This window comes from Sporolactobacillus putidus, from assembly GCF_014647035.1.
GTDB classification, from domain to species: domain Bacteria; phylum Bacillota; class Bacilli; order Bacillales; family Sporolactobacillaceae; genus Sporolactobacillus; species Sporolactobacillus putidus.
Map to the genome: position 1 here is coordinate 144,046 of NZ_BMOK01000004.1, position 11,941 is coordinate 155,986.

At 51.2% G+C, this 11,941-nt stretch carries 12 protein-coding genes; 6 read left to right on the forward strand and 6 right to left on the reverse strand.

Annotated elements, in window-relative coordinates; all coding sequences use genetic code 11:
* Positions 1–46: 46 nt before the first annotated feature.
* Positions 47–1,234: an aminotransferase class I/II-fold pyridoxal phosphate-dependent enzyme gene (locus IEX81_RS06250; RefSeq protein ID WP_188802218.1), complete on the reverse strand. Its 1,188-nt coding sequence runs from the start codon at positions 1,232–1,234 to the stop codon at positions 47–49.
* Between the two features lie 353 nt (positions 1,235–1,587).
* Between IEX81_RS06250 and IEX81_RS06255 the strand changes: the two genes are divergently transcribed.
* The 4 genes from IEX81_RS06255 to IEX81_RS06270 all read left to right on the forward strand — a co-directional run bounded on the left by IEX81_RS06255 (position 1,588) and on the right by IEX81_RS06270 (position 4,879).
* Complete coding sequence (locus IEX81_RS06255) at positions 1,588–2,847, forward strand: glycosyl hydrolase family 18 protein (RefSeq protein WP_188802219.1); 1,260 nt, start codon at positions 1,588–1,590, stop codon at positions 2,845–2,847.
* A 51-nt stretch (positions 2,848–2,898) separates the two neighbouring features.
* Positions 2,899–3,819, forward strand: a complete 921-nt coding sequence (locus tag IEX81_RS06260; RefSeq protein WP_268239321.1) for an NAD(P)-dependent oxidoreductase — start codon at positions 2,899–2,901, stop codon at positions 3,817–3,819.
* 248 nt (positions 3,820–4,067) lie between these two features.
* Complete coding sequence (locus IEX81_RS06265) at positions 4,068–4,508, forward strand: DUF1499 domain-containing protein (protein WP_188802220.1); 441 nt, start codon at positions 4,068–4,070, stop codon at positions 4,506–4,508.
* On the forward strand, positions 4,505–4,879 hold the full coding sequence (locus tag IEX81_RS06270; RefSeq protein ID WP_188802221.1) for a DUF423 domain-containing protein: 375 nt from the start codon (positions 4,505–4,507) through the stop codon (positions 4,877–4,879). Before IEX81_RS06265 ends, IEX81_RS06270 begins: the two co-directional genes overlap by 4 nt.
* A gap of 103 nt (positions 4,880–4,982) precedes the next feature.
* Here the strand turns inward: IEX81_RS06270 and gerQ are convergent, their stop codons facing one another.
* The 3 genes from gerQ to hemQ form a co-directional block, all read right to left on the reverse strand.
* Positions 4,983–5,522 (reverse strand): spore coat protein GerQ, encoded by a 540-nt coding sequence (gene gerQ / locus IEX81_RS06275; protein WP_188802222.1) that lies wholly within the window; start codon positions 5,520–5,522, stop codon positions 4,983–4,985.
* A gap of 88 nt (positions 5,523–5,610) precedes the next feature.
* The gene (locus IEX81_RS06280) at positions 5,611–6,033 is read right to left on the reverse strand and encodes a cell wall hydrolase (RefSeq protein ID WP_188802223.1); all 423 of its coding nucleotides are present in this window, start codon (positions 6,031–6,033) and stop codon (positions 5,611–5,613) included.
* Between the two features lie 218 nt (positions 6,034–6,251).
* The gene (gene hemQ, locus IEX81_RS06285; RefSeq protein ID WP_188802224.1) at positions 6,252–6,998 is read right to left on the reverse strand and encodes a hydrogen peroxide-dependent heme synthase; all 747 of its coding nucleotides are present in this window, start codon (positions 6,996–6,998) and stop codon (positions 6,252–6,254) included.
* Between the two features lie 282 nt (positions 6,999–7,280).
* On the opposite strand from hemQ, the gene pta reads away from it, so the two are divergent.
* On the forward strand, positions 7,281–8,273 hold the full coding sequence (gene pta, locus IEX81_RS06290; RefSeq protein ID WP_188802225.1) for a phosphate acetyltransferase: 993 nt from the start codon (positions 7,281–7,283) through the stop codon (positions 8,271–8,273).
* A 64-nt stretch (positions 8,274–8,337) separates the two neighbouring features.
* Complete coding sequence (locus IEX81_RS06295) at positions 8,338–9,159, forward strand: hypothetical protein (protein WP_188802226.1); 822 nt, start codon at positions 8,338–8,340, stop codon at positions 9,157–9,159.
* Positions 9,160–9,554: 395 nt separating this feature from the next.
* Here the strand turns inward: IEX81_RS06295 and IEX81_RS06300 are convergent, their stop codons facing one another.
* A complete protein-coding gene (locus IEX81_RS06300; RefSeq protein WP_188802227.1) occupies positions 9,555–10,496 on the reverse strand; it encodes a DMT family transporter in 942 nt (313 codons plus the stop codon).
* A 337-nt stretch (positions 10,497–10,833) separates the two neighbouring features.
* Positions 10,834–11,319, reverse strand: a complete 486-nt coding sequence (locus IEX81_RS06305) for a hypothetical protein (protein WP_188802228.1) — start codon at positions 11,317–11,319, stop codon at positions 10,834–10,836.
* Positions 11,320–11,941 lie beyond the last annotated feature (622 nt).

Below are 11,941 nucleotides of genomic sequence, written 5' to 3' on the forward strand. Positions count from 1 at the left end.
CGGCCCTTGTTCATAGAATCAAAAGATGCCCGAAGCAGATGGCTGGTCATACGCTCATCGTCTGCAGTACGCCGGATGCCTGAATTCTTCTTGCGGCTTCGCGAAGGCGGTCTTCGGGCTCCAGCAATCCCGCGCGCACAAACAGATCGCCGTGGCTTCCGAATCCGACTCCCGGCGCCATGGCAACGTGCGCGCGTTCGAGCAGCGCACGGACAAACGTTTCCGATGTATACCCGTCAGGCACCCTGAACCAGCAGAAAAACGAGCCCTTCGGTGCCTGAACGTTCCAGCCGATCGCGCGCAGGCTTTCGACAAGGACGTTTCGGCGCCGTTCGTAAAGAGCGCACAGATCGCGGACGGAGTCCTGGGGGCCGAGCAGCGCGGCGGATGCGGCATCCTGAACCGCGCCGAACACGTCGCTGTGGGCCATTTCGTGAAAACGGTTGAGCGCACGGATGATCGAGGCGTTGCCGGCAGCAAATCCGAAACGCCAGCCGGCCATATTATACGTCTTGGACATCGTGTAAACTTCAATGCCCTGTTCTTTGGCTCCCGGCGTTTGCAGGAAACTGCGCGGACGCGTGCCGTCGAATCCGAAGGCGGCGTAAGCGAAGTCATGCACGACAGGCAAGTTGTGCACCCGTGCGAAGGTAAGCGTGTCGGCGAAAAATTTTTCCGTCGCGATGGCGCCGGTCGGATTGTTCGGATAGTTCAGCATCAGCAGACGGGCCTTCTCCAGAATCTGATCCGGAATCGTCCGGTAATCCGGCAGGAAGCTGTCTTCGGCGCGTACCGGAATGCCGTATACATCGGCGCGGGCCAGTGACGGGCAGGAAAAATACATCGGGTAGCCGGGATCCGTCGTGATCATGATATCGCCCGGGTTAAGCAAAACATGGGGAAGTGCGGCGATGGCAATCGTTGCCCCGTCAAAAACCGTGATTTCCGTCTCAGGATCAAGGGTCACTCCGTATTCCCGCAAATAGAATGAGGCGATGGCTTCCTTGGCACTCCGTTTGCCTCCGTACGGAGGATAGCCTTGATTCTCCGGAAGCCGCGAAGCACGGTCGAGCGCGCGGACAATATGATCCGGGGTCGGCTGATCCGGGCTTCCTTTTTCCAAATGAATCAGATCAATTCCTTTATTCTCAAAAACGTCGATCATCCGGTCAATCCGGGCAAAATAATTTTCAGGTATGGTCCGGACAAGTTCTGAAGGAATGAAATCAACCATGAATGAATAAGCCTCCAATTTCAAGGGTCATTTCTATTACACTATTCCCGGACGGGAGAATCGCAACAGAATCCCGCTGATTGATCAGCCGCTGCGGGCAGTTTTCGGCCGCGGGCAGGACTTTATCGGTTGCCACGTACATTTCCCGAACCGCTGAATGACTTCCGGGGGCGGGAAAGAACAATAGACGAGAAAAATCTTACGCATTAATCCGTGCTCTGTCAATAAGGGGTGCCCGCGGATCCTTGAGAGGCACACCTGCAAACGCGGAGAATAGGATAGAGGGAAACGCCTAATAATCATCAGGCGAAAAGCGTACGCCCGGGGCAAGGGCGGGCGGAAAGGATGAGACTATGTTTGTCTATACAGTGAAAACGGGAGACTCTCTGTATGGCATCGGACAGAAGTTTGCTATATCTGTTGATACATTAAGAGCGGTGAACGGATTAACGGCAACAAATATTGTCACCGGTCAGGCGTTGCTCGTGACCAGTGATGTTTATGTCGTGCAGCCGGGGGACAGTTTCTGGACGATATCGCGTATGGCCTTTGTGCCGCTGAACGCATTGATGCAGGCGAATCCGGGCATTCGCCCGGAGAATCTGAGCCCCGGGATGAAGCTGAATCTTCCAAAGATTGATAGGCGTCTGGTGACATCTTTCAGCTATACGCAGCTTCGGACGCCTGCCGCCGATCAGGCGCTGATCGAAGGCCACGCGCCCTATCTGACTTATATTGCTTTATTTGAGACCCATTTCAACTGGAACGGCGATTTAAGTCCGCTGAATGACAGCGCGGCGGTACTGTCGGCCTGGCGCGGACGTGTGACGCCGATACTGACGGTGACCAATCTATCCGAATCAGGATTTAATTCCGCACTCGTGCATCGTGTAGTGAATACGCCCGACGTACAGGCGCACCTGATCGACAATATGATGAATCTGGCGACTTCGCACGGGTATGGCGGAATCAACATTGATTTTGAAGGAGTGCTCGCTGCCGACCGGGAAGCCTTTGTCACATTCCTGCAGGCGCTGAAAGCGAGGACCCAGGCGGCCGGACTCAATCTGAGTATTGCCGTTCCTGCGAAGACGGACGATACGGTTCCTTGGGTGAAAGGTTATGACTACGAAGCGATCGGTGCGGTTGTCGATCTTGTCTTCATCATGGCCTATGACTGGCATCATGCAGGAAGCGAACCCGGAGCGACGGCACCGATTGAACTTGTTCGCAGAACGGTTCGTTACGCGGCTTCCCTTATTGACCGCAGCAAGATTATTATGGGCACGCCGTTCTATGGTTATGATTGGGTGATTCCCTATTCCGGTCAGACGCCAGGGCAGGCGATCACAAATCAGGCGGCAGTCAATCTCGCGATGAGCGAGCAGGTCCCGATCAATTACTCCGAAGCCGATCAGGCCGCCTATTTTTACTATACGGATGATAACGGGCAGAATCACGTCGTCTGGTTCGAAGACACACGCAGCCTGTTCAATAAAGCGCAAATTGTTTACAATGCGAGACTGGGCGGCATCGGCAGCTGGCAGCTGAATTTCGCTATGCCGCAGTATCCATGGGTTTTTACTCACTTTTTTCAAATCAGAAAAGTCTGAGGCGAAAGGCGCGGCTTTCCTTTTTGCGTGAATTCGGCCGTTTTTCATGCTATCGTTAGGAATGGCAGAAAAGTCGAAAAAGCATGGAAGCGAGTGGGATTCATGGGAGAAAAAGTTGTCGGATTTATCGGAACGGGCGTTATGGGCAGAGGAATGATCCGTAACCTGATGAAGGCCGGTTTTAAGCTTTATGTTTATAACCGGACAAAGGGCAAGACGGATGAACTTTTGGCCGAAGGGGCGGTCTGGAAGGAAAGTCCGGCCGCGATTGCCGAAGCCGCGGATGTCGTAATCACAATGGTCGGCTATCCTAAGGATGTCGAGTCGGTTTATTTCGATAATGGCATACTCGATCATGCCAAACCAGGTACCTATTTGATCGACATGACGACTTCATCGCCTCAGCTGGCTGAAAAAATCAGCGACGCGGCAAAAGAGAAGGGGCTCCGCTCATTAGACGCACCGGTTTCCGGCGGCGATGTCGGCGCGGAGAACGGCACGCTGTCCATCATGATCGGCGGGGAAAAAGAAGATGCCGAAGCGATGGCACCGGTTTTTCAGGCGATGGGGAAGAAGATCGTCTACCAGGGCAAAGCGGGATCGGGTCAGCACACCAAAATGGCCAACCAGATTGCCATCGCTTCGAATATGATCGGCGTTGCCGAGGCACTTTCCTACGCAAAACATGCGGGGCTGAACACGGATAAAGTGATGGAAAGTATCGAAACCGGCGCAGCCGGCAGCTGGTCGCTTTCCAATCTCGGGCGACGGATGCTGAAGGGCGATTTTGAACCGGGTTTTTATATCAAGCACCTGATCAAGGATGAACGGATCGCGCTTGAGTCGGCGAAAAGTATGGGACTCGATACCCCCGGCCTTGCTCTGTCGAAGAAAATTTACGATGAACTTGCTAAGGCGGGCGAAGAAAACAGCGGTACACAGGCGATCTATAAAAAGTATTGGAAAGAATGAGCGGAGTTTCCAATAGTGCGGTGCATCAAGTGAAAAACTGCCGGTTCTTTTCAGCAGAACCGGGCTTCGCGTTCATGAAGGAGAAAAAATGGCCGGACGTTTTGCGCCCGGCTTTTCGTTTGAACTGACATGATTGTGTCCGCGCGTTTAAAAAGTTATACTTTGCTTAGCGTCTTGCTAGGGTGTGTCTTTTCACAGCCAGCTTTTTACTGATCTTGAGTTAAGTATAACTGAGGATGATGAACGTGGTGCCAAAAGATGACTCCGGGCTGACCGGGGAAAAATGGGAAGATTGTCCGAGAAAGCCGATTGCCGTGGCGACGAACCACCCGAACCCGAACCGGCGTATGGCGCCGCTTTCTTATGAAGGTGTGCCGCTCGGCTCCGCAAAAAAGATGCTGATCGAAGCGATCGTATCCATTTACGGTTCGGAAATCGAGGAAGAAGATCAACGGTTTATTTTCGCGTGCTTTCGTACGGCGCTTTTTCATATGCCGCATGCCGGTGTATTTTATTTTGATGAAGAGAAAAAACAGATTGTCTGCCGTATCCAGTCACAGAAAGGGTTCGCTGATTTCGGCGTCAACAAGCGCTGGCTGCAGGCTGTCTATGCGCGTTTTATCAAACGGAGCGAGGCATACAAAAAGACGGGTGCCGCCGCTTCAGATACAGGAGGGGTGCACAGATGAAAATTTTAATTGTCCTTGGATCTCTGCTCGCGTTTCTTTCGGTCTCTTTCGGTGCTTTCGGGGCTCATGTCCTGAAAGCACGCCTGGGTGATCATTATCTTTCCATCTTTCAGACGGGTGTCCAGTATCAGATGTTTCACAGTCTCGGACTGATTCTGATCGGCATTCTTGCATTGAGCGTGTTCCGCGGGTCGGCGGGCACGCTGCAGTGGGCCGGATGGCTGATGGTGCTTGGCGTGGTTCTGTTTTCCGGGAGCCTTTATGCGCTCAGCATCACCCGCATCGATGCGCTTGGGGCGATTACACCGTTCGGCGGCGTGGCATTTCTGATCAGCTGGGTACTGGTGATTCTGGCCGCAGTCAAGGGATAACACCTTTCTAGAACACATAAATAGTGAAAAACGGGTCGAAGTAAAGTGTATGAAACAGCTCACTCCGGCTCGTTTTATTTTTTATTCCTGTACTGCTGGCCTTCTATCTTCCGGTGGAAGGCGGTGCAAAAGGATAGGCGTATTCCAGCGGCTCTGTAAACTCAAAATAATTGACGAATACCATTGGAATCAAGTAGCGCACCGATGTTTGCCTGTCGACGACGATGACATGGTCGCGGCCAGCTGCTTCGATGGTGCCGGTGAATTTTTTCGCGTTCCATTCTGTGTTCCCCTCAAATGTTGCGTAAACGGTAGCGGTTTTACCAAGATTGAGCCTCAAAATATTTTCGATATAGGATTGTTCGACGAAAGTCGGTGCGGCCGCTGAAGGCACTGCCGGAGCTGCCGGAGCCGGAGCGGGTGCCCCCGCAGGTATGGTATAGGACGGGTAAGGATAAGGCAGGGTCTGTGGCGGGACGGCGGCACCTGACGGCGTAGCGAACTGCCCGGGAAAAGGGAACGAGGCACTTCCCGCCTGCTGCGGTGTCTGCTGTCTCAAAGTTTCCCAGTTCTGAACCTCTCCGTACTCTGGATTGAATGAAGCACCATACGGCCATTTTTCCGGCGGAAATTGATCACTCATGATTCGAATCACTCCTTAAAAATAAGTTAATCGGCGTATTGCGCTGAAAATCGGGAAATCAGGTTTTCTAAAACGGTTTTCAGCGGGATCAGTAGACCCGCGGACATTCTTGCGGAGTGGGGGCAAAGAAACAATGCGCCTTAAAGCGGCCGGTGTTCCATTGGTTGAACCACTGAGCTGGGCACGTGGCCGGAGGCTTGAAAAACCAGAGCGAATTCGTTGCCGGATTGAAGCGCTCGCCGTTGATGACGCGCTTTGCCAGCCTTTTGTCCTGCGAACGCGCAGCCTGATAGAAATACCCGTGCTGCGTTGCCTCAAATCCGCCGGGACTTTGAAAGACCATCTGTTGAATACTTGTGATGCCGTTAAAATCGAGACAATTGCCAAGAACTCGGTTGACACCGACATTGCCGACCAGCAGCATGCCGAGCTGGCCGTCCCCTTCGGCTTCCGCACGCATCAGCCGGGCGAGCAGCGATACATCGCTCGATGTATATTGGATGACAGCCATGGCCGGACACCCCCTTTTATCTGAAAAATTCAGTTTGTGAACAGATTTCATTGATGTACAGTCAAGCAGGTCAGGGCTGTTTGCCGCATACTTTTAAAGACTATGCGGCTTGGAGAAAATGATGACAAAAGCCCGAGAAAGGACGGGTCCGAATATCATGAATGATCAAAAACGGCCCACCCCTGGTTCGGGCGGGCCGTTCGGTACCCTTTGTTGAATTAGACGGCGAGCATCTTCATAAATTTTTCCTCATCGAGCAGCGATCCGACATAAAACGGTCCGAATTCGCCGAAACGGGCGCTCGCCTCGTCAAATCGCATTTCATAGACGATTTTCTTGAACTGAAGTGCATCGTCCGCGAAGAGAGTGACCCCCCATTCCCAGTCGTCGAAACCGACCGAACCGGTGATGATCTGAGTGATCTTCCCGGCGTAACGGCGTCCGATCAAGCCGTGGCTTTTCATTAGTTCACGCCGATTTTCCATCGGGAGCATATACCAGTTGTCGCTCTGGTCCCGTTTTTTGTCCATGGGATAGAAACAAAAATAGCCGGTTTTGGGCAGAACTGGATACAGGCGCGCCCGGACACGCGGGTGAGCGTACGGATCTCCCTCGCCGCTGCCCAGATAATTGCTCAGTTCGACGACGGAAACATAAGAATAAGCCGGCACCGTCACCTCGGCAAGTTTCGATTTATTGAATGCCGTCTCAAGTTCGTTAAGCTCGTCCATGGTCGGCCTGAGCGACATGATGACGAAATCGGCCTTCTGACCGAGAATAGAATAGAAGGCGTAGCTTCCTTCGCGGTTTTGTTCGATCAGCTCCCACTGAGTAAGAAAACTGTTGAATTCCTGAATGGCTTCTTCTTTTTCATGATCCGAAAGGGCTTTCCACAAAGACCAGTCAACGGTCCGGAAATCATGCAGGCAGTACCATCCGTCAAGTGTTTCTGCTGCTTCGGCCACTGCAATACACCTCTTTATCTGTTTGTTCTGCAAATAGAAAATATAAAAAGATTAGCGGAGTTTAGTATCAGAAAAACTAAGACTCAGCCGGCGTCTGAGACTTGGCTTCGCCAAATTTTTCTTTATTTATTAACTATATCACAGTATAGCGGCCGTCTGCGACAAGATGATTCGCGAATCTTCGGCACGATCAAATTAATTTTCAGGATGTCGGATCGTTTCATTTAGTTTATACTTGGGATAGATAACAGTGATAGGGAAATTTCAATTGGAGGCGGCAACATGGCGGATTTGTTTGACAGGCTTAAGGCCGAGGTAAAAGAGAGCAGACCGGTGATTGTCTTTCCTGAGAGCGGGGACGAACGAATCCTGGCGGCGGTTCGGAAGCTGGCGGCTGAAGGTATTATTCAGCCGATTCTGATCGGAAAGCGGGAGCAGGCGGCCCCGGAGATCCGCCTGCTTGCGGATCAGCAGAAAATTCTGTTCAGGCATCCTGAAACGGAAACGCGAATGGACAGCCTAGTTGAAGCACTTGTCGCGCGCAGGAAAGGGAAGACCGATAGCGGACAGGCACAAAAATGGCTCAGCGATCCCGGATATTACGGAACGATGCTCGTGTATATGGGGGAAGCGGACGGGCTGGTGAGCGGGGCCGCACATTCAACGGCGGATACGGTCCGGCCGGCGCTTCAAATTATTAAAGCTCAGCCTGGGAAGAAACGAATTTCCGGAGCGTTCATCATGGTCAAGGGCGAGGAAGAATTCGTCTTTGCCGACTGCGGAATCAATATTGCGCCGGACAGTGAGACGCTGGCGGAAATTGCGGTCGAGTCCGCTGGGACAGCAAGGCTGTTCGGGATCGATCCGAGAATCGCCATGCTCAGTTTCTCAACCAAGGGATCGGCCAAAGATCCGTCGATCGATAAAGTGACCGAAGCTGTAAAACTGGCCAGACAAATGGCTCCTGAACTCCTCATCGATGGAGAGCTGCAATTTGACGCCGCCTATGTGCCTTCCGTAGCTGAAAGAAAAGCTCCGGACTCTCCAATCAGAGGGCAGGCAAACGTCTTTATTTTTCCGAATATCGATGCCGGCAACATCGGTTATAAAATGGTTCAGCGGCTCGGCGGATATGTGGCTATCGGCCCGATTCTCCAGGGCCTGAATAAACCGGTCAACGATCTGTCGCGCGGCTGTTCGGCGGATGATGTCTATAAACTGGCGATCATCACGGCGAAACAGACGCTGTCGCTTCGCCGGCATCAGAAAGCTTGACTGCCGTTTTTCCCGCCGTCCATTCAAAATCATCCAAGAAGTTACGTCAAGGAGGGATTGCGTCATGAAGAAACTGAGCGTCTTAATCACCGTGGTGTTGGCTGTTTTTCTGATTGCCGGCTGCGCGCATTACACCACCGGCTCTTACGGAAGTTCAAGCGGAGCCGGCAAAAGTTCTGCCAGCCGGAACAATGAACAAAGCTCGAAAACGAGCAGCAGCACAGCCGATCAGAAAACTCAAGCAGGTAGTGGCACGGCCTCCGTTAATCAAGGATCATTCGAACAGACCCAGCAGGAAATCAGGGCGGCGCTGAAAACAGCGGCAAACGTTAAACTTCCGCAATTGGTACCCGTTTCAGGCGGTTATGACATTTCGGCGCAGGCACAGGGCACTTCTTCAGGTTATACGGTCACTTATAAACAAACGGCCCGTCCGGTAAAAGTCAATGACCCCTCGCTTTCACAGGCCGAGACTCTTGTCACACTGAAGGCCGTCACTTATTCGAATGATGCGGAGGCAGGAGGACAGATCACTTTTCACCAGTATGGCGCTTCCGACGGCCAGCCGGTCGATCTCGGCCACCGAATAACTGGATATGAAGCTGCAGGAGCCGGTACGGCAGGAGTCTCGTGGAATGAGGGCCGCTGGACATTGATGGCCCTTTCCCCGACATCCGATCAGGAGAAAGGGATCAGTTTGGCGAAAAATATCGTCGCCTATCTGGATACGTATCTGCTGCCCGTTCCGCATCAATACGGGTTGATTCAGGTGTATACGGACAACCGGAAAAGTCAGGTCATGTGGCAGGACGGCCGGACCGTGTACCAGCTCACAGATGTGACCGACCCGATGAGTCTGGTGCAGATTGCCGTTTCGGTAAAGTAGCGATGATTCAAAAAGACATGAGAAGCAAGATTGAGGTTTCAGGGCTGATTGACCTCGAGGTTACGGAAAGCAGCCCATTATTTTGTTGAGCTGTTTCGAATTTTTTGCTGCTTCGGATGAGCTTCCTGACGATTGGGAAGAACTTTTACCACTTTCGGATGAACTAGGCGGAAGCAGCTCCGAACTGGGAAAAAGTTGCACCGAAATCATGGAAAGCAGCTCCGAACAGAGGGCTGCTCGCTGATAAGAAAAACTTGGTGAAGCCAAGTCTTTGACGACGGCCTGAGCCTTAGTTTTTCTTATACTAGACACCTCTAATTTTTTATTTTTATACTTTCTTATTTGTATAAAAAAGTCCGATTCGCTAAAATGCGAATCGGACTTTTTGGCAATTTCTATTTAGCTGGTGTATTTCCGCTGCAACTCGCGTCTGCATTGCCGGAAGCCGGTTCATGCTTCTTTTCCATGGCGGCGACGGCAACGCCAAGCAGGATCATCACACTCCCAATACCGAAGCCCATAGTTAATTTTTCACCAAGGAGCAGCCACCCGAGCAGTGTCCCGATCATCGGCTGAAAGAAGAGAAACAGCGAACCGATTCCGGCATCCATCATTGCCAGACCTTTGTTCCACAGAAAAAAGGCGCCGGCTGTGGAAATGATGCCAAGGTAGAGTACGCCGAGAACGATCGTGCTGCTTTCAAGATGAACGGATCCCGCAGCCCAGTCATGAGCCATGAACGGCGTCGTGAAAAACAGGGCAAAGAGCATGGCGTAAGCTGTAATTGTCAGTGATGACAAGGTTGCAGAAGCCTTCTTGACATAGACGGACAACAGTGCCCAGGTTACGGCAGCCAGAACAAGAATCAGACAGCCCCAGAAATAATCTCCAGGGTGATCCGGCAGACCGATCGTAATAACGACACCCGTCGTCGCGATGACAAGCGACAGGACTTTTTTTACCGTCAGAGCTTCTTTTAAAATGATTCTGGCAAAGACAACCACAAATGCCGGCGTTGCGGAAGTAATGATCGACCCGGTGTGGGCGTCCGACAGCTTTGTGCCGGTGAACTGGCAGACGATTGATACGAAATAACCGATAAAACCGATCCACACCAGCATGATCCAGTCATTTTTTTTAAGGTGCGTCCGCTCGTGTTTTCTGATGCGCATGATCAGGATAATAAAGAACAGTACAGACACAGCCAGTGCATAACGGAACCACACCAAAGCGAGCGGGGAAACATAATTAAGAATATATTTACTGACCACGTACATACCGCCCCATATGCCTGCCGCGAGCGACAAGCAAAGAGCGCCGATAATCGATGGTTTCATATTTTTCCACCCTTTCTTAGTTGGGAATCCATTCATACTCCCGAGGAAAGGGACTTTAAAAAACTAAAAACAATCCTGTATTGACCGTCCCTTTTCTCAGGCAAGGGAAGGAACCGGCTGATCATTTTCGAAAAGATCGAAATAAAGTCTCACATCGGGCACCTCCTGACACATATTCTGAGCAATCCTCTTTTATTAACAATTATAAACAATATGGACAAGCGCACCATGGTAGAAAGGGAGAAAAATAAGACGGTTTGAAAGTTAAAATGAAAGATCAGAAAGTTGAAGTGCTCTGTTTGAATAAGGCAACAAAAAACCGCTGCCCGGCAGGGGATCAGCGGTTTCTTGTTGTTTCCGGTCGGAAGCCTTCCTCAATCAGGTATTCCCGGGCCTCGCGGTACGTCCGGAAAGTGCCGTCCAGGAGCTCTCCGGCGTAGACATTCCACAGCTCGTTTTCATAGATCACTTCAAGTTTCTGTCCGTTGCGGCTCAGCCAAATCTCGTGATCATTCCCGTCTGCGGTTGCGGTTTCATAGGCGCCCTCTGCGGAAAGCGCGTGAATCGCCTTTTTAATGATCGCTTGCAGGTCTTCCTCCGAAAAATCACGGATGTTGACCATGCCCTTCGCGTCGGCCTCGTATCCGCCGATGCCTTTGGCGTAGACATAGCCGTTGCCGTTCGGGTGCAGATGATAAACCACGTTCTTTTTATCCGCAACACTTCCCGAATATTGGAAGTTGACCCTTCCGAGGGAGACCTCTTTCTTCTCAAGCTCGGGAAATGATTCAATAATCGCCAGCTTTTGCTGATAATCAAGCATAGATGCTGCTTCACTCCATTTAGTCGGATTTTTCTTCGGTTTATTATAGCATACAACGGACGGGACAGTGAAACGGCGGATGTGGGGCGGCCCCATCAGGAAAATCAAGGATGATACGAAATAAAGCGGACATGGATAAAAAATAGGGAGCAGCCTCACTTGGTACTGGCAATTCTTGATTCTAAGAATAAGTACGGCGATTTTCCATCTCAGAATATGGAGAGCGCAGATGAAATCAGCCTTTTAGAAAACAGCAGGGCAAAAGCTTAATTTTGCTATTTTCTGTTGACAAAGCCGGGCGTTGCGGATCACACACCAAATCGTCATTTTGTTGCGAGTAAGCATGTACGGGGCATAAAATCGATAAAAATGAAGTAAAGAGCAAATGGATGAACTTTTTTTATCATGTTGACTCAGCTCGGTTCGACTTTGGCTTGATTCGGTTCGACTTCTCATTTTTGGTTCGACTTTCTCCGGATTCGGTTCGACTTTTCGTTATTTTGGTCCGACTTATTGGCGTATCGGTTCAACTTCGGCTTGATTCGGTTCAACCTCTCAATTTCGGTTCGACTTTCTCCGAATTCGGTTTGACTTTTCGTTATTTTGGTCCGACTTATTGGCG